We start from the raw sequence: 15,507 nt of genomic DNA, 5'->3' as shown, positions 1-15,507 counted from the left end.
TATGGCGGCCGATGGACATCCGCGCCGAGACCACCCCCGCGATCCTCGCCGAGGGGCTGAGCAAGCTGTATCCGGGTGGGGCGGCGCCGGCGGTGGACGGGCTGTCCTTCGCCATGCCGCGCGGCGCCACCTGGGGGCTGCTGGGCGGCAACGGCGCCGGCAAGACCACCACCATCGCCATGCTGCTGGGGCTGCTGGTGCCGTCGGGTGGACGGATCGCCTGCCTCGGCCACGACATGGCGCGGGACCGCTTCAGGGCGCTGGCGCGGATGAACTTCTCCTCGCCCTACATCGCCCTGCCGTCGCGGCTGTCCGTGGCCGAGAACCTCAGGGTCTATGCCCACCTGTACGACGTGCCGCAGGCCGAGCGGCGGATCGCCGAGCTGGCGGCGCAGTTGCATCTCACCGACCTGCTCGACCGGCCGGCCGGGCAGCTCTCGGCCGGGCAGAAGACCCGCGTCGCGCTGGCCAAGGCGCTGGTCAACCGCCCCGAACTGCTGCTGCTGGACGAGCCCACCGCCAGCCTCGACCCCGATACCGGCGATTGGGTGCGCAGCTGGCTGGAGCGCTACCGGGCCGAGAGCGGCTGCGCCATCCTGCTGGCCAGCCACAACATGGCCGAGGTCGAGCGGCTCTGCGACCACGTGCTGATGCTGAAGCAGGGCCGGGTGGTGGACCAGGGCAGCCCGGCCGAGCTGCTGTCCAGATACGGCCGCGACGACCTGGAGGAGGTCTTCCTCGACATCGCCCGCGGCCGGTCGCGCGAGGAGATCCCGGCATGAACGGGGATCCGGCGCGGCGTTCCGGCGCGGGGGCCGCGTTCCGCCGCATCTGGGGCCTGGTTTACCGGCACCTGGCGCTCTACCGCCGGTCCTGGCCGCGGGTGCTGGAACTCATGTACTGGCCGATCCTGCAGATGGTGGTCTGGGGCTTCGTCACCGCCTACCTGACCGGGCTGCAGAACAACACCGCCGGCATCGCCGCCGGGATGCTGCTGGGCGGCGTCCTGCTGTGGGAGGTGACGTTGCGCAGCCAGATGGGCTTCTCGATCTCCTTCCTCGAGGAGATCTGGTCGCGCAACCTGGGCCATGTCTTCGTCAGCCCGCTCAGGCCGCGCGAGCTGGTCGCCGGGCTGATGGCGATGAGCGTGATCCGGGTGCTGATCGGCGTGTCGCCCGCGGTGCTGCTGGCCTGGCTGCTGTACAGCTTCGGGCTGTTCTCGATGGGGCCGGTGGTGGTGGCCTTCTTCGCCGCGCTGCTGGTGATGGGCTGGGCGGTGGCGCTCGGCGTCACCTCGCTGATCCTGCGCCATGGCGCGGGGGCCGAGGCGCTGGCCTGGTCGGTGCTGTTCGGGCTGGCGCCGTTTTCCGCCGTGTTCTACCCGGTCTCGGTGCTGCCCGCCTGGCTGCATCCGGTGGCCTATTCGTTGCCCTCGGCGCATGTCTTCGAGGGCATGCGGGCGGCGCTGCTGGACGGCAGCATCGCCTGGGGGCACCTGGGCGCCGCCTTTGCGCTGGATGCCTTCTGGATGGCGACGATGGCCTGGGTCTTCATGCGGCAGTTCGAGTCGGCCCGGATGCGCGGGGCGTTGCTGAACATCGGGGAGTAGACCGGTGCATGGGCGCGCCCGGTCGCCGCGGCATTCGGGCGATTCCGCGCCGCTTCCGGTAGGCGACGGCCTCGCCGTCTGGTAGCGGGCGGGCATGGCCGATCCCGCATCCGCTGCCGCCGCGTCCTGGCGCGACCGGCGCTTCCCCATCCTCTTCGTCCTCGGCTTTTCGGCCGGCGTGCCGCTGCCGCTGATCGCCGGCCAGGTGCTGCGGCAGTGGTTCGCCGAGAGCGACCTGTCGCTGTCGGCGATCGGCCTGACCGCGCTGATCGGCCTGGCCTATGCCAATAAATTCCTCTGGTCGCCGGCGCTCGACGCGGTGCGGCCGCCGGTGCTGGGACAGCGGCGCGGCTGGCTGCTGACCATTCAACTGGCGCTGGTGGTCGCCATCGCGGCCGTCGGATTCGGCGACCCGCGCCACGCCCCGCTGGCGGTGGCGCTGCTGGCCGCGCTGGTGGCCTTCCTGTCGGCCAGCCAGGACATCGTGGTGGATGCCTGGCGCATCGAGGTGCTGGGCGAGGACGACGGCGCCCAGGCCTACGGCCTCGCCGCCTATGTCTGGGGCTACCGGATGGCGCTGCTGGCCAGCGGCGCCGGGACCCTGCTGCTGGTCGCGCCCTTCGGCTGGTCCGGCGCCTTCCTGTACGGCGCGGCGCTGATGCTGCCGGGGATCGCCGCGACCCTGCTGGCGGCGGAGCCGGCGCGGGTGGCGCGCGCCGCGGCGGGCTGGCGGGCGCGGCTGCGCGGCTCGGTGCTGGAGCCCTTCCTCGATTTCATGCGCCGGCCGCATTGGCTGGCGATCCTGCTCTTCGTCGCGCTGTTCAAGCTGGGCGAGGCGCTGGCCGGCATCATGACCACGCCCTTCTACCGGTCGCTGGGCTTCACGCGGGAGGACGTGGCGACGGTGGCCACCGTCTTCGGCATGGTCGCCACGCTCGGCGGCGCGCTGGCCGGCGGCTGGCTGGTGGGCGTGATCGGGGTGCGGCGGGCGCTGGTGGTGACCGGGCTCGGCCAGATGCTGTCGAACCTGATGTACCTGGCGCTGGCGCAGGCCGGGCATTCCATGCCGATGCTCTGGGCCCAGGTCGGGGTCGAGAGCTTCACCGACGGGCTGGCGGATGCCGCCTTCCTGACCTGGCTGTCGCTGCTGACCAACCGGTCCTTCACCGCGACGCAATATGCGCTGCTGTCGTCCCTGGCGGCCGTCCCGCTGCGGACCCTGGGGGCAAGTTCCGGCTGGCTGGCCCAGGCGCTGGGCTGGCCCAACTTCTTCCTGCTGACCACGGCGGCGGCGCTGCCGGCGATGGGGATCATGGCCTGGCTGCTGTGGCGGCTGCCGGAGGCGCGGCGGTAGGAAGGAAGGCCGGGGGAAGGTATCCCCCCGGACCCCCATCTGTTTCCGGGAGTCGGCACCTGCCGCGCGGCGGGTGCCAAGCCCACAAAAAAAGGAAGGGTGGGGAGGGAACACCTTTCCCTCCCCGATCTTCCTGACCCGACCTGGCAACGCTCCCGCTGGCCCTAGCGTTCGGGCCGTGCCGAAGGAGCCGCCATGACCCCCAGCCATTTCCTGCCCCCCCTGATGCTGATCGGCAGCAACATCCTGATGACCTGGGCCTGGTACGGCCACCTGAAGCGCCCGGGCTGGGCGATGTGGATGGCGATCCTGATCTCCTGGGGCATCGCCTTCTTCGAATACTGCCTTGCGGTGCCGGCCAACCGCATCGGCTACGAGTCCGGCACCTATACCGGGCAGCAGCTGAAGGTGATGCAGGAGGTGATCACCCTCTCGGTCTTCGCCGGCTTCAGCGTGCTGATCCTGGGCGAGCCGCTGCGCTGGACCTACCTCGCCGCCATGCTCTGCCTGGTCGCTGCCGTGGTGTTCATCTTCCTGCCGGTCGATTGACGCCCCCGCGCGCCCCACATCCGGGGCGCCATCGCGGGGAGAAGACGACGTGCTGATCGGCGTCCCGAAGGAAGTGAAGATCCACGAATACCGGGTCGGGCTGATCCCCGCCTCGGTCCGCGAACTGGTCGCCCAGGGCCACCAGGTGCTGGTCGAGACCGGCGCCGGCGCCGGCATCGGCTTCCCCGACGAGGCCTATCTGGCCGCCGGCGCCGCCATCGCCCCCGGCGCCGCCGCGGTCTTCGAGCGCGCCATGCTGGTGGTGAAGGTGAAGGAGCCGCAGCCCGAGGAATGGCGCCGCCTGCGCCCCGGGCAGCTGCTCTTCACCTACCTCCACCTCGCCCCCGATCCCACCCAGACGGAGGGGCTGATGGAAAGCGGCTGCACCGCCCTGGCCTACGAGACCGTGACCGACGCCCAGGGCGGCCTGCCGCTGCTGGCGCCGATGAGCGAGGTCGCCGGCCGCATGGCGGTGCAGGTCGGCGCCCGCTGCCTGGAGAAGGAGGCGGGCGGCGCCGGCATCCTGCTCTCCGGCGTCCCCGGCGTGCCGGCGGCCCGCGTCGCGGTGCTGGGCGGCGGCGTGGTGGGGTCGAATGCCGCCCGCATCGCCGCCGGGATGCGCGCGCGGGTCACCGTGCTGGACCGCAATCCCCGGGTGCTGGATGCGCTGGACCGCGAATTCGGCGGCGCCGTCGCCACGCTCTATGCCACCGCCGATGCGGTGGAGCAGGCGGTGACCGAGGCCGATCTGGTGATCGGCGCCGTCCTCGTCCCCGGCGCCGCGGCGCCGCGGCTGGTCACCCGCGCCATGGTCGGCCGGATGCGGCCGGGCAGCGTGCTGGTGGACGTCGCCATCGACCAGGGCGGCTGCTTCGAGACCTCCCGCCCCACCACCCATGCCGAGCCGACCTATCTGGTGGACGGCGTGGTCCACTACTGCGTCACCAACATGCCCGGCGCCGTCGCCCGCACCAGCGCCCTGGCACTGAACAACGCGACCTTGCCCTTCACCCTGCAACTGGCGGGGAAGGGCTTCCCGGCGGCGCTCGCGGGGAACCCGCATCTGGCCCAGGGGCTGAACGTCCATGCCGGGCGGATCGTCCACCCGGCGGTGGCTGCGGCGCTGGGGCGGGAGGTGCTGCCGCTTTCGCAGGTGCTCGGCGGTTGAAACGCGGGCGGTTCCCATCCGGCATCCGGATGGCCGCCATGCGCCGAACCGCCCTGTTTGCAACTCCCCGGCCGCCCCAGCTCTTGTGCAACGCACAATAGAAGGGCTTCCCCATGCCGCACGAGACCGCTTCCGCCGACCTGTTCCAGCCGACCCCGCTCGGCCCGCTTGCCCTGCCCAACCGCATCGTCATGGCGCCGCTGACCCGCAGCCGCACCGGCAGCCGCGGGATCCCCGGCCCGATGAATGCCGAATACTACGCCCAGCGCGCCTCCGCCGGGCTGATCGTCGCCGAGGCCACGCAGATCTCCCGCCAGGGCCAGGGCTATGCCTTCACCCCCGGCATCCACAATGCCGAGCAGGTCGAGGGCTGGAAGCAGGTGACCAATGCCGTCCACCGGGCCGGCGGGCGGATCGTGCTGCAGCTCTGGCATGTCGGCCGCATCTCCCACCCCAGCCTGCAGCCGGATGGCGGCCTGCCGGTCGCGCCCTCGGCCATCAAGCCGGCGGGCAAGGCCTTCACCGAGGCCGGCTTCCAGGACTTCGTCACCCCCCGGGCGCTGGAGACGGCCGAGATCGCCGGCATCGTCGAGGACTACCGCCATGCCACGCTGAACGCCAAGGCGGCCGGCTTCGACGGGGTCGAGATCCATGCCGCCAATGGCTACCTCATCGACCAGTTCCTCAAGGACGAGACCAACCGGCGGACCGATGGCTACGGCGGCAGCATCGAGAACCGCGCCCGCTTCCTGCTGGAGGTGACCGAGGCGGTGGTCGGGGCCTGGAGCGCCGACCGCGTCGGCATCCGGATCTCCCCGGTCTCCCCGGCCAACGACATCGCCGACAGCGACCCGCAGCCGCTGTTCGACCACGTGGTGGCCCAGCTGAACCGCTTCGGCCTGGCCTTCCTGCACGTGGTCGAGGGCGCCACCGGCGGCCCGCGCGACAATGCCGCCTTCGACTTCCAGGCGCTGCGCCAGGCCTTCGCCGGCGCCTACATGGCCAACAACGGCTACGACCTGGACCTGGCCCAGGCGACGCTGCACGCGGGCCATGCCGACCTGGTCGCCTTCGGCCGGCCCTTCATCGCCAACCCGGATCTGGTGGAGCGGCTGCGGACCGGGGCGCCGCTGAACGCGCTGGACAAGGACACGCTCTACGGCGGCGGTGCCAAGGGGTATACCGATTACCCGGCGCTGGCGCGGCAGGCCGCGTAAGCAAGCAGCGGGGGGAGGCATTCCCCCCGCGCCCCCTTCTATCTTTCCGGGCTCGGCGTGGGGGCTACCACAGCCGGGCTATGCCGAACCCATCGAGCGCCGCATCGGCCGAGACCAGCGTCAGCCCCTCCTCCAGCGCCTGGGCGACCAGGATGCGGTCGAAGGGGTCGCGGTGGTGGCGGGGCAGCCGGCCGGCTGCCTCGGCATGGGCGCAGGTGATGGGCAGTTCGGCGAAGCCGCAGCTCCGTATGGCGGCGGCGACATCCCGCGCCACCAGGCCGACGCCGGGCAGCTTTCCCACGGCGTGCTTCAGCGTGATCTCGTAGCCGCTCGCGGCGCTGACATGGACCTCGGTGGCGGCCTCGAGCCTCGCCCGTGTTGCGGCGGGGATCGTCCGCAGCCCGGCCATCCACCAGAGGAAGACATGGGTATCGAGCAGGAACCTCACGGATTGCGCAGCGGGTCGCCCGGATGGCCCTCTTCCCACTCGCTCAGCTCTTCCTCGGTCCAGTCGTCCAGCGCCTCGTCGCCCACCTCGATCAGGCCGCGGAAGATGCCGAAGGTCCGCCGCTTGTCCGGTGCCGCGGCGGGCGGCACCAGCGGCACCAGCTTGGCCACCGGCGTGTTGCCGCGGGCGATGATGATCTCCTCCCCCGCCTCGGCCCGGGCGACCAAAGCGGAGAGATGCGTCTTCGCGGCATGGATCGTCACGGCATCGGACATGGGGAATGCCTCCTGCTGCGTTAGCTAAGTCTTAGTCCACCCGCAATCAAGCGCGACGTTTCGCCTCGATCGCGTCCCAGATCGCCTTTTCCAGGTGCACGCCGTCGAACCGGGCGATCTCCTGCAGCCCGGTGGGGGAGGTCACGTTGATCTCGGTCAGGTAGTCGCCGATCACGTCGATGCCGACGAAGATCATCCCCTGCTCCCGCAGCGCCGGGCCGATCCGCTCGCAGATTTCGCGTTCGCGCGCGGTCAGCGTGGTCTGTTCCGGCCGGCCGCCGACATGCATGTTGCTGCGCGCCTCGCCGGCGGCGGGGACGCGGTTGATCGCGCCCATCGGCACGCCGTCCACCAGGATGATGCGCTTGTCGCCCTGGCGGACCTCCGGGACGTAGCGCTGCACCATCAGCGGCTCCCGGCTGCGCTCGGTGAACATCTCGATCAGGCTGTTCAGGTTGGAATCGCCCGGCTTGATGTGGAAGACCCCGGCGCCGCCGTTGCCGAACAGCGGCTTGACGATGATGTCCTTGTGCTTCTCCCGGAACTTCAGGATCTGGCCGCGGTCGGCGGTCACCAGCGTCTCCGGCATCAGTTCGGGAAAATGGGTGACGAAGATCTTCTCCGGCGCGTTCCGCACGCTGGCCGGGTCGTTCACCACCAGGGTCTTCGGGTGGATGTGCTCCAGGATGTGCGTGGCCGTGATGTAGGCCATGTCGAACGGGGGGTCCTGCCGCATCAGCACCACATCCATGGTGCTGAGATCGATTTCCTCCTTCGGGCCGAAGGACCAGTGGGCGCCCGGCTTGCGCTCGACCGTCACCGCCTCGCCCTGCGCCGTGACCCGGCCGTTCGACAAGGCGAGGTTGCGGACATGGTAGTGCCACAGCTGATGGCCGCGCGCCTGCGCCTCCAGCATGAGGGCGAAGGTGCTGTCGGCATCGATGTTGATGCTCTCGATCGGGTCCATCTGGACCGCGACGCGCAAGGCTGCCATCGGGCTGTCTCTCCCCCTGGATCGGGCGTTTCGGCCGGCTTGTTGGCATTCCCGGCGGCCGGACGCCAGAGGGGGCGCTCGGGGGCTCAGTTCAGCCGGTGCCGCAGCTCCTCCACAACCGTGCGGATGCGCCGCGCCGTCTCGCCCTCCGGCTCGATCGCCAGCGAGCGGTCGAGGCAGCCGAGCGCGGCGCCGATCCGGTCCAGCCGCTGGTTCATCAGCCCGGCCTCCCGCCACAGCAGCGCGGCGTCGGGCGCCAGGCGCAGCATGTCCTCGGTGCAGGCGAGCGCGCCCACCAGGTCGCCGGCCCTGAGGCGCCGCAGCTTGATGTTGTTCTGCAGCCGCAGCAGCACCGCCCGCTTGTCCATCAGGCGGAGCAGGCCGGGCCGCAATTCGGCCTTCTCGCCCTCGATCCGCTTGATCAGCGCGCGCAGGTCGGGGGCGGCCAGCCCGCCCCCGCCGGCGAAGACATCGACCAGCGCCTGTCCCCGGCCGCCTTCGACCGCGACCAGGAAATGCCCGGGGAAGTCGATGCCATGCGCCGCCCAGCCGGCGGCCTCCGCCGCATGCAGCCACAGCACGCCGAGTGCCACGGGCAGGCCGCGCCGCCGCTCGGTCACCTGGATCAGGTTGGCATTGGCCGGGTCGTCGTAGTGTTCGGTGTCGCCGGCGAAGCGGAAGCGGCCATGGATGACGCTCGCCAGCACCTCCCGCCGCCGCTCGGCATCGCCGGCATCGGCATCCGCGTGCAGGGTCGCCGCGGCGACCGCGGCCTGGGCGAGTTCCGACAGCGCCTCGGCCGCGCCGCGCCAATCGGCGTCCGGCGTGTCGATGCGGGCGAATTGCAGCGCGACGGAGGCGAGGTCGAGCTCCGCATCGGGCAATTGCCCGGCGGCGTCGAGGGCGGCGCGCGCCTCGTCCTGGGGGGTGGAGGCCATGGGGTGAGTCTCGCCCCTCCGCCGCCCGGCTTCAAGGGGCGGCGGCGAGTCAGCCCGGTGGCACCATCCGCCCGACCCGGCGGCCGCCGAAGATGTGGACGTGGAAATGCGGCACTTCCTGGCCGCCGTCCTGGCCCATGTTGGACAGGATGCGGTAGCCCTTCGCCTCCAGCCCCTCGGACTTCGCCACGGCCGAGACCATTCGCCAGAAGCCGGCGATGGCGGCGTCGTCGGCCCCGGCGTGGAAATCGGCGGCGCTGACCCAGCGGCCCTTGGGGATCACCAGCACATGCACCGGCGTCTGCGGCGCGATGTCGTGGAAGGCGAGGGCGTATGCGTCCTCGGCGATCCGCTTGCAGGGGATCTCGCCGCGCAGGATGCGGGCGAAGATATTGGCATCGTCGTAGGGCGGCAGGCCGGTGACGGACATGGCGGGGGGTCCTCGGTGGTGCCCGGTCGGGAGGATTGGCTGGTCGTTCTGCGGCAAGGCCGGGGAGGGAAAAGTGTTCCCTCCCCGAACCCCACCCTTCCTTTTTTCGAGTCGGAACTCGCCGCGCGGCCAGTGCCGAGCCCAAAAAAACCGAGGTGGGTTGGACGCATTGCGCCCAGCGGGAGGATACGTCCCCCGGGCCTTGCCCTCCTTCAAGGCAGCTTGGTCGTCCGCGCCGCCCGCACGATGCCCTTCGGCCGCGCCGCCTTCTCGGCGATGCCGCTGATGCCCTCCCGCCGGCGCAACTCGGCCCAGACCTCCTCCGGCCGGATGCCGGCGTCCACCCAGACCACCAGCAGGTGATAGAGCAGGTCGGCGCTCTCCAGGATCGTCTCGGCGCGGTGGCCCTGCACCGCCTCGATCACGCATTCGACCGCTTCCTCGCCCAGCTTCTGGGCGACCTTGGCGGTGCCGCGGGCCATCAGCCGGGCGGAATGGCTGTGCGCCACGTCGCCGGCGGCGCGGCGGTCGTCGACCGTCTGCCACAGCCGGTCGAGCACCGTGGCGTCGCCGCCCTGCATCGCCAGTTCCAGCGGCCGGAGATGCCGCGATTCGGCCTTGCGCACCGCCTTGGGCGGCTTCTTCGCCTTCGCCGGCACGTTCTTCGGCACCGGCAGCGCCGCCGCCTTCTTCTTCGTCTTGACCGGCACGCCGGCGGCCAGCGGCAGCGCGACGCGCGCCTTGGCCGGCTTCTTCTTCGCCGGCTTGGTCAGGTCCTTGGCCATTCAGGCTGCCTCCGCCAGGGGCCGCACCGGCAGGCCGGCGGCGGCCAGCGCCGCCTTGGCATCGGCGATGCGGAATTCCCCGTAATGAAACACGCTGGCCGCCAGCAGGCCGCTGGCCCCCGCCAGGGCACCCTCGACGAAATGCCCGACCGTGCCGACCCCGCCCGAGGCGACCAGCGGCAGGTTCACCCGGGCCCGGATCGCCCGCAGCAGGTCGAGGTCGAAGCCCGACTTGGTGCCGTCCCGGTCCATCGAGGTCACCAGCAGCTCGCCCGCGCCCGCCGCCGCCATGCGCTCCGCCCAGCCGACCGCGTCGATCCCCGTCCCCTTGCGGCCGCCATGGGTGAAGACCTCCCAATGCCCCTCGGCGACGCGGCGGGCATCGACGGCGACGACGATCGCCTGGCTGCCGAAGGCTTCCGCCGCACGGGTGACCAACGCGGGTTCGGCCACCGCGGCGCTGTTGATGCTGCACTTGTCGGCCCCGGCCAGCAGCAGGCGGCGGACATCCTCCACCGACCGGACCCCGCCGCCGACGGTCAGCGGGATGAAGACCTCGGCCGCGGTGCGGGAGACCACGTCGTACATCGTGTCCCGGTTCTCGTGCGTCGCGCCGATATCGAGGAAGGTGACCTCGTCGGCGCCTTCCCGGTCGTAGGCGCGGGCCTGTTCCACCGGGTCGCCGGCGTCGCGCAGGGCGACGAAATTGACGCCCTTCACGACCCGGCCGTCCTTGACGTCGAGGCAGGGGATCACGCGGAGTGCGAGCACTGGTCCACCTGTGGAAAAAGGGGAAGGCCGCCGCGGCGGCGCGGAGCTTGCGCTTGCGGCGGAATGCGCCGGGGGTCAAGCGCGGATTTGGGGATTGCCGGCCGGCGTCCCGGTGCCGGCGCCCGCTTCGCGCGACCGTATGACGACGCGCGCCATAGTGTAGCGCCCGCCACTCGCATCCGGCGGCAGCGATCGGGTATGCCGGCCTGGTGCAGCGCAACATGACCTCCCCGCCGGCCATCGGGGCCGCGGCCCTTCCCCCGGACCGCAGCGGCGACGCCCCGCCGCGGCTCGGCCGTGCCCTGGTCCGCACCGGCGCGACGCTGCTGGCCTTCCTCGCCGCCTGCGGCCTGGTGCTGTGGTTCGCCCGGGACAGCGACGCCGCGGCGGCCGCGGCGATGCTCTCGCCGGTCACGATCCTCGCCTGCCTGGCGCTGTCGCTCTGCAACTACCTGCTGCGCGGGGCGCGCTGGGTGGTGCTGGGCCGTGCCTTCGGGGTGGCGGCGCCGGCCCGGGCGCAGGTGCTCTATTTCTTCGCCGGCTTCGCCCTGACCGTGACGCCGGGCAAGGTGGGGGAGGTGGTGCGGCTCTGGCTGCTCCACCGCCACCACGGCGTGCCCTATACCCGCAGCATGCCGCTGCTGGCCGGCGACCGGATCATGGACATGGTGGCGATCTGCCTCCTCGCGCTCGCCGGCGCGGCGCTGACCAGCCAGTACCTCGCGGTGACCGCGGTGCTGGCCGTGGTCTGCGTGGCGCTGCTGGCGGCGCTGACCCATGCCGGGCTGCTGCTGCACCTGGTGGACTGGGCCGAGCGCCGGGTGCGCCGCGCCCCCGGCCTCTTCGCCCGGGCGCGCGAGGTCTGCGCCACCCTGCCGGCGATCGGCCGGCCGGCGGTGCTCTGGCCGGCGCTCGGGCTGTCCCTGCTGGGCTGGCTGGCGGAATGCCTGGTGCTGATGCTGGTGCTGCATGCGCTGGGCACCGCGATGGGGCTCGGCGGCAGCATGCTGGTCTTCTGCCTCTCGGCGGTGGCCGGGGCGGTATCCTTGATGCCGGGCGGGCTGGGGGCGGCGGATTTCAGCCTGCTCGGCCTGCTGCGGCTGGTCGAGGTGCCGGAGGCGGCGGCGATCGTCACCACCATCCTGGTGCGGCTGGCGACGCTGTGGTTCGCGGTGGTGCTGGGGTTCCTGGCGCTGCCTTTCGCGCTGCGGCGGAAATAAGGAAAAAGGCCAGGGAGGAGGTATCCTCCCGTTGGACGTGGTGCGTCCAACCCTCCTCTGTTCCTGTGGGTCGGCACCGGCCGCGCGGCGCGTGCCAGGCCCACGAAAAGGCAGGGGGAGTTCGGGGAGGGAATACGTTTCCCTCCCCAACCATCCTACCAGCGCTGCTGGTAACCGCGCGGCGGCGCGTAATGGCGCTGCTCCGCCATGTGGTGGCGCCGCCGGGCCCATTCGCGGGCCCGCTGCGCCTCGACCCAGTCGCGGCGCGCCGCCCTTTCCTGCCAGCCGCGGTCATGGCCATGCGATGGACGGCCATGATAGCCGGCATCGCGGCCGCCATGGGCGGAGGCAGCGCCGGCGAGCAGCGGCAGGGCGGCGAGAGCGGCGAAAAACGCGGTCCTGATCTTCATGGCGGCACCCTCCTAGGAGCCAGGATCAGGAGGGTGGGCGTGGGGCGCGGCGGGGTCAGGGCCCCGGCATGGCGCCGCGAAGGCAGCGCGTGGCGAAGTGTTTCAGCGTCCCGCGACCAGGGCCAGCGCCGCGGTCGGGTCGATCCGGCCGTCGTACAGCGCCCGGCCGATGATCACGCCCTCGATCCCTTCCGATGCCACGGCGGCCAGCGAGGCCAGGTCGTTGAGCGAGGCGACGCCGCCCGAGGCGATCACCGGCAGCCGCACCGCCCGCGCCATGGCCAGCGTCGCTTCGAGGTTGACCCCGCCCAGCATGCCGTCGCGGTCGATGTCGGTGTAGATGATGGCATCCGCCCCGGCATCCTCGAACCGCTTGCCCAGGTCGGTGGCCGGCACCGTGCTGACTTCGGCCCAGCCCTCGGTCGCCACCAGCCCGCCGCGGGCATCGATGCCGACCGCGACCCGGCCGGGGAAGGCGCGGCAGGCGGCCATGGCGAAGTCCGGGTCCTTCACCGCGGCGGAGCCGAGGATCACGCGGCGCACCCCGCGCTCGATCCAGGCCTCGACCGTCGCCATGTTGCGGATGCCGCCGCCGAGCTGGACCGGGACGCGGGGGATGGCGGCGATGATGGTCTCGACCGCGGCGGAATTGGCCGGCCGGCCGGCGAAGGCGCCGTCCAGGTCCACCACATGCACCCAGGGGAAGCCGATCGCGGCGAATTTGCGCGCCTGGGCGCCGGGCTCGGCCGAATAGACCGTCGCCTGCGCCATGTCACCGCGCTTGAGGCGCACGACCTGCCCGCCCTTGAGGTCGATGGCGGGATAAAGCGTCAATGCCATATGGTTAGCGACCCATCACCTTCCCGGTGCTGCGGCCACGGCCGGGCTCCAGAAGCTTGAAGTAGTAGTGGCCGGCGACTGTCCGCCCATCGACCCGCGCATAGGCCGGGTGGGTACCCCAGCGCTCATAGCCCAGCACCTCGAACAGCGCGATGGCAGTGGACTGGGTCTCCCGCACGTCGAGGTTCACGACACGGTGGCCTAGCGCCGCGGCGCGCTCCTCCAGCCGGCGGATCAGCAGCCGGGCCAGGCCATGGCCGCGCGCATAGGGCGCGATATAGGCGTGGGTCAGGGTGGCGCCGAAGGCCTGCGCCTCGTTGTTGCGGGGCGGCCGGACCAGCTGGGCGCTGCCGACCACCATGCCGTCGAGCTTGGCGACGAAGAGTTCCCGTTCCGGCACCAGCAGGACGCCCCGGAAATGGCGCTGCAGCGCGGCGCGGCCCTGGGGTTCGATCCAGCCGAAGCCGCCGCCCTCGATGATCGCGGCGTCGGTCGCCTCGCAGAGCTCGGCCATGTCGTGGTCGTCGAGCTCGGTGACCCGCTCGACCGAGAGTTCGGGCTGCTTGGGGAGCGTGGCTTCCGCCACGTCGGCCGGGCCGCGTGGGGTGTTCATGGGGTCCACCGGAGGAAATTGGCGAGGATTCGCAGGCCCACCGAGGCGCTCTTCTCCACGTGGAACTGGGTGCCGGCGATATTGCCGCGCCCGACGATGGCGGCGACCGGGCCGCCATAGTCGGTGGTCGCCAGGACCTGGTCGGGACGATAGGCCCGCAGGGCATAGGAATGCACGAAATAGGCGTGTTCGCCGGGCGCTATTCCCGCCAGGAGCGGATGCGCCCCGGCCGGGAAGTCCAGCGTGTTCCAGCCCATCTGCGGCAGGGGCAGACCAGCGCCGTCGGGCCCCTTGGGGTCCATCGGCGCCATCTCGCCCTGGATCCAGCCGAGCCCGGGGGTGGTGCCGTGTTCCAGGCCGCGCTCCGCCATGATCTGCATGCCGACGCAGATGCCGAGCAGCGGGGTGCCGGCGGCGACCCGGGCGTTCAGGGTCTCGACCATCCCCGGCAGGGCGAGCAGGCCGCGCATGCAGGCGGCGAAGGCGCCCTGGCCGGGCAGCACCAGGCGGTCGGCGGCGGCGGCTTCCGTCGCGTCGCGGGTGATGGCGGCGGCGACCGGAATGCCGGCCATGGCCGAGGCGCGGTCGAGTGCCCGCAGCACGGAGGCGAGGTTGCCCGAGCCGGGATCGACCACGGCGACGCGCACCGGCGCGCCGGGCGCCTGGCGCGGCCGATCCGGACCTTCGCGGCTTTCGGGAGCGCTCATGCCAGCAGGGCCCGGGCCAGATCCGGCCGCGCGTCGAGCAGCCGGGCCAGCGCCGCATCCGCATCCGGCCCGGCGACGACATGCGCCGCCGGCCGGCCGCGCCGGGCCAGCGCCGCGCGACGCAGGTCCTGGGCATGCGCGCCGAGCAGGAAGTGCAGCGCCAGCGCGACGGGGAAGGCGGCCGCCGGGGGCACCAGGACGGCCAGCAGCAGCGCCGCGCCGAGATAGGCGACGGCCTCGATCCACAGCCGGTGCAGCAGCAGCCAGGGCAGGGCGAACAGGAAGGCGCCCCAGGCGAAGCCTTCGCGCACCAATAGAGGAGGGCGCGCGGGCGTCGCGGCGCCGCGTGGCAGGTGAACGGTCCAGATGCGCATCAGGCCTCCAGGATCCCCTTCGTGGAGGGCACCGCATCAGGGGAGCGCGGGTCCGTCTCCACCGCCATGCGGAGGGCCCGGGCCAGCGCCTTGAAGCAGGCTTCGGCGACATGGTGCGCGTTGGTCCCCGCCTTCAAGGTCACATGCAGGGTGATGCCGGCATTGAAGGCGAAGGCGCGGAAGAACTCCTCGAACAATTCGGTGTCCATCTCGCCCACCTTGTCGCGGGCGAAGGGGACCGACCAGGCGAGGAAGGGCCGGCCGGAGATGTCGATCGCGGCTTCGGCCAGCGCCTCGTCCATCGGCAGCAGGGACTGCCCGTAGCGGCGGATGCCGCGCTTGTCGCCGAGCGCCTTGCGGACCGCCTGGCCGAGCACGATGCCGACATCCTCGGTCGTGTGGTGGTAGTCGATGTGCAGGTCGCCCTTGGCCTCGACCGTCAGGTCGAGCAGCGCGTGCCGGCCGAGCGCGGTCAGCATGTGGTCGAGGAAACCGATCCCGGTCGCGACCTGCACCTGGCCAGTGCCGTCGAGGCAGACGGTGGCGCGGATGTCGGTCTCGGCCGTGGCGCGGTGGATGCTGGCGGTGCGGGCGGCGGTCATGCCGGCTTCCTACGCCCCGCGGCGGGGGGTCGCAACGGGCAGGTGGAAGGAGGTGGCCTGACGCTTCGGGTTGGGAGGCGGCGGGGCGGCTCGGCGCCCTGCTCGGCCTGGTGGAGCAGGGCGAGGAGGTGGCGGCCACCCGGGACGGGCGCGCGGTGGCGCGGCTGGTGCGGGGGGGGGGGGGGGGGAGGCCGGGCAGCAGC

The 15,507-nt window shown here is 72.0% G+C and carries 20 protein-coding genes; 7 read left to right on the top strand and 13 right to left on the bottom strand.

Annotation, left to right across the window (positions count from 1 at the left end; translation table 11 throughout):
• Positions 1 to 11: 11 nt before the first annotated feature.
• From ACFQS7_RS18185 to ACFQS7_RS18160, 6 genes are all read left to right on the top strand, one after another.
• On the top strand, positions 12 to 782 hold the full coding sequence (locus tag ACFQS7_RS18185) for an ABC transporter ATP-binding protein (RefSeq protein ID WP_380068530.1): 771 nt from the start codon (positions 12 to 14) through the stop codon (positions 780 to 782).
• Entirely contained in the window at positions 779 to 1,609 is an 831-nt protein-coding gene (locus ACFQS7_RS18180) for an ABC transporter permease (RefSeq protein ID WP_380068529.1), read from the top strand. The genes ACFQS7_RS18185 and ACFQS7_RS18180 overlap by 4 nt, the downstream gene beginning before the upstream one ends.
• A gap of 94 nt (positions 1,610 to 1,703) precedes the next feature.
• Positions 1,704 to 2,963, top strand: a complete 1,260-nt coding sequence (locus tag ACFQS7_RS18175) for an AmpG family muropeptide MFS transporter (RefSeq protein WP_380068528.1) — start codon at positions 1,704 to 1,706, stop codon at positions 2,961 to 2,963.
• A 195-nt stretch (positions 2,964 to 3,158) separates the two neighbouring features.
• On the top strand, positions 3,159 to 3,512 hold the full coding sequence (locus tag ACFQS7_RS18170) for a DMT family protein (RefSeq protein ID WP_380068527.1): 354 nt from the start codon (positions 3,159 to 3,161) through the stop codon (positions 3,510 to 3,512).
• Positions 3,513 to 3,561: 49 nt separating this feature from the next.
• On the top strand, positions 3,562 to 4,680 hold the full coding sequence (gene ald, locus ACFQS7_RS18165) for an alanine dehydrogenase (RefSeq protein ID WP_380068526.1): 1,119 nt from the start codon (positions 3,562 to 3,564) through the stop codon (positions 4,678 to 4,680).
• A 113-nt stretch (positions 4,681 to 4,793) separates the two neighbouring features.
• The gene (locus ACFQS7_RS18160; RefSeq protein ID WP_380068525.1) at positions 4,794 to 5,897 is read left to right on the top strand and encodes an alkene reductase; all 1,104 of its coding nucleotides are present in this window, start codon (positions 4,794 to 4,796) and stop codon (positions 5,895 to 5,897) included.
• A gap of 64 nt (positions 5,898 to 5,961) precedes the next feature.
• On the opposite strand, the gene ACFQS7_RS18155 is transcribed toward ACFQS7_RS18160, so the two are convergent.
• The 7 genes from ACFQS7_RS18155 to hisF all read right to left on the bottom strand — a co-directional run bounded on the left by ACFQS7_RS18155 (position 5,962) and on the right by hisF (position 10,538).
• Positions 5,962 to 6,345 carry a type II toxin-antitoxin system VapC family toxin gene (locus ACFQS7_RS18155; RefSeq protein WP_380068524.1) on the bottom strand — a complete coding sequence of 128 codons (384 nt, stop codon included), beginning with the start codon at positions 6,343 to 6,345 and terminating at the stop codon, positions 5,962 to 5,964.
• Positions 6,342 to 6,620, bottom strand: coding sequence for a type II toxin-antitoxin system Phd/YefM family antitoxin (locus ACFQS7_RS18150; protein ID WP_380068523.1), 279 nt, complete (start codon positions 6,618 to 6,620; stop codon positions 6,342 to 6,344). The genes ACFQS7_RS18155 and ACFQS7_RS18150 overlap by 4 nt, the downstream gene beginning before the upstream one ends.
• 46 nt (positions 6,621 to 6,666) lie before the next feature.
• On the bottom strand, positions 6,667 to 7,614 hold the full coding sequence (gene gshB / locus ACFQS7_RS18145) for a glutathione synthase (protein ID WP_380068522.1): 948 nt from the start codon (positions 7,612 to 7,614) through the stop codon (positions 6,667 to 6,669).
• Positions 7,615 to 7,700: 86 nt separating this feature from the next.
• Positions 7,701 to 8,552, bottom strand: a complete 852-nt coding sequence (locus ACFQS7_RS18140; protein WP_380068521.1) for a SirB1 family protein — start codon at positions 8,550 to 8,552, stop codon at positions 7,701 to 7,703.
• 49 nt (positions 8,553 to 8,601) lie between these two features.
• On the bottom strand, positions 8,602 to 8,982 hold the full coding sequence (locus ACFQS7_RS18135) for an HIT domain-containing protein (protein ID WP_380068520.1): 381 nt from the start codon (positions 8,980 to 8,982) through the stop codon (positions 8,602 to 8,604).
• Positions 8,983 to 9,194: 212 nt separating this feature from the next.
• Positions 9,195 to 9,767: a phosphoribosyl-ATP diphosphatase gene (locus ACFQS7_RS18130; protein WP_380068519.1), complete on the bottom strand. Its 573-nt coding sequence runs from the start codon at positions 9,765 to 9,767 to the stop codon at positions 9,195 to 9,197.
• Positions 9,768 to 10,538 carry an imidazole glycerol phosphate synthase subunit HisF gene (gene hisF, locus ACFQS7_RS18125; protein WP_380068518.1) on the bottom strand — a complete coding sequence of 257 codons (771 nt, stop codon included), beginning with the start codon at positions 10,536 to 10,538 and terminating at the stop codon, positions 9,768 to 9,770.
• 221 nt (positions 10,539 to 10,759) lie between these two features.
• Between hisF and ACFQS7_RS18120 the strand changes: the two genes are divergently transcribed.
• Positions 10,760 to 11,758, top strand: a complete 999-nt coding sequence (locus ACFQS7_RS18120) for a YbhN family protein (protein WP_380068517.1) — start codon at positions 10,760 to 10,762, stop codon at positions 11,756 to 11,758.
• Positions 11,759 to 11,913: 155 nt separating this feature from the next.
• On the opposite strand, the gene ACFQS7_RS18115 is transcribed toward ACFQS7_RS18120, so the two are convergent.
• The 6 genes from ACFQS7_RS18115 to hisB form a co-directional block, all read right to left on the bottom strand.
• A complete protein-coding gene (locus tag ACFQS7_RS18115; protein WP_380068516.1) occupies positions 11,914 to 12,168 on the bottom strand; it encodes a hypothetical protein in 255 nt (84 codons plus the stop codon).
• Positions 12,169 to 12,270: 102 nt separating this feature from the next.
• Entirely contained in the window at positions 12,271 to 13,002 is a 732-nt protein-coding gene (gene hisA, locus ACFQS7_RS18110; protein WP_380068515.1) for a 1-(5-phosphoribosyl)-5-[(5-phosphoribosylamino)methylideneamino]imidazole-4-carboxamide isomerase, read from the bottom strand.
• Positions 13,003 to 13,012: 10 nt separating this feature from the next.
• Complete coding sequence (locus tag ACFQS7_RS18105; RefSeq protein ID WP_380068514.1) at positions 13,013 to 13,621, bottom strand: GNAT family N-acetyltransferase; 609 nt, start codon at positions 13,619 to 13,621, stop codon at positions 13,013 to 13,015.
• Entirely contained in the window at positions 13,618 to 14,328 is a 711-nt protein-coding gene (gene hisH / locus ACFQS7_RS18100; protein WP_380068513.1) for an imidazole glycerol phosphate synthase subunit HisH, read from the bottom strand. The genes ACFQS7_RS18105 and hisH overlap by 4 nt, the downstream gene beginning before the upstream one ends.
• A complete protein-coding gene (locus ACFQS7_RS18095; RefSeq protein WP_380068512.1) occupies positions 14,325 to 14,702 on the bottom strand; it encodes a DUF2628 domain-containing protein in 378 nt (125 codons plus the stop codon). The genes hisH and ACFQS7_RS18095 overlap by 4 nt, the downstream gene beginning before the upstream one ends.
• Positions 14,702 to 15,304 carry an imidazoleglycerol-phosphate dehydratase HisB gene (hisB, locus tag ACFQS7_RS18090; RefSeq protein ID WP_380068511.1) on the bottom strand — a complete coding sequence of 201 codons (603 nt, stop codon included), beginning with the start codon at positions 15,302 to 15,304 and terminating at the stop codon, positions 14,702 to 14,704. Before hisB ends, ACFQS7_RS18095 begins: the two co-directional genes overlap by 1 nt.
• Positions 15,305 to 15,507: the final 203 nt, after the last annotated feature.

Source organism: Dankookia sp. GCM10030260, assembly GCF_042666655.1.
In the GTDB taxonomy this organism is placed as follows: domain Bacteria; phylum Pseudomonadota; class Alphaproteobacteria; order Acetobacterales; family Acetobacteraceae; genus Paracraurococcus.
The sequence above is the reverse complement of the archived record's forward strand: the minus strand, read 5'-3'. Positions and strand labels throughout refer to the sequence as shown.

Coding starts and splice junctions, on each gene's coding strand:
- ACFQS7_RS18185 (WP_380068530.1), top strand. CDS start 12: ATGGACATCCGCGCCGAGACCACCCCCGCGATCCTCGCCGAGGGGCTG.
- ACFQS7_RS18180 (WP_380068529.1), top strand. CDS start 779: ATGAACGGGGATCCGGCGCGGCGTTCCGGCGCGGGGGCCGCGTTCCGC.
- ACFQS7_RS18175 (WP_380068528.1), top strand. CDS start 1,704: ATGGCCGATCCCGCATCCGCTGCCGCCGCGTCCTGGCGCGACCGGCGC.
- ACFQS7_RS18170 (WP_380068527.1), top strand. CDS start 3,159: ATGACCCCCAGCCATTTCCTGCCCCCCCTGATGCTGATCGGCAGCAAC.
- ACFQS7_RS18160 (WP_380068525.1), top strand. CDS start 4,794: ATGCCGCACGAGACCGCTTCCGCCGACCTGTTCCAGCCGACCCCGCTC.
- ACFQS7_RS18150 (WP_380068523.1), bottom strand. CDS start 6,620: ATGTCCGATGCCGTGACGATCCATGCCGCGAAGACGCATCTCTCCGCT.
- gshB (WP_380068522.1), bottom strand. CDS start 7,614: ATGGCAGCCTTGCGCGTCGCGGTCCAGATGGACCCGATCGAGAGCATC.
- ACFQS7_RS18140 (WP_380068521.1), bottom strand. CDS start 8,552: ATGGCCTCCACCCCCCAGGACGAGGCGCGCGCCGCCCTCGACGCCGCC.
- ACFQS7_RS18135 (WP_380068520.1), bottom strand. CDS start 8,982: ATGTCCGTCACCGGCCTGCCGCCCTACGACGATGCCAATATCTTCGCC.
- ACFQS7_RS18130 (WP_380068519.1), bottom strand. CDS start 9,767: ATGGCCAAGGACCTGACCAAGCCGGCGAAGAAGAAGCCGGCCAAGGCG.
- ACFQS7_RS18120 (WP_380068517.1), top strand. CDS start 10,760: ATGACCTCCCCGCCGGCCATCGGGGCCGCGGCCCTTCCCCCGGACCGC.
- ACFQS7_RS18115 (WP_380068516.1), bottom strand. CDS start 12,168: ATGAAGATCAGGACCGCGTTTTTCGCCGCTCTCGCCGCCCTGCCGCTG.
- ACFQS7_RS18105 (WP_380068514.1), bottom strand. CDS start 13,621: ATGAACACCCCACGCGGCCCGGCCGACGTGGCGGAAGCCACGCTCCCC.
- hisH (WP_380068513.1), bottom strand. CDS start 14,328: ATGAGCGCTCCCGAAAGCCGCGAAGGTCCGGATCGGCCGCGCCAGGCG.
- ACFQS7_RS18095 (WP_380068512.1), bottom strand. CDS start 14,702: ATGCGCATCTGGACCGTTCACCTGCCACGCGGCGCCGCGACGCCCGCG.
- hisB (WP_380068511.1), bottom strand. CDS start 15,304: ATGACCGCCGCCCGCACCGCCAGCATCCACCGCGCCACGGCCGAGACC.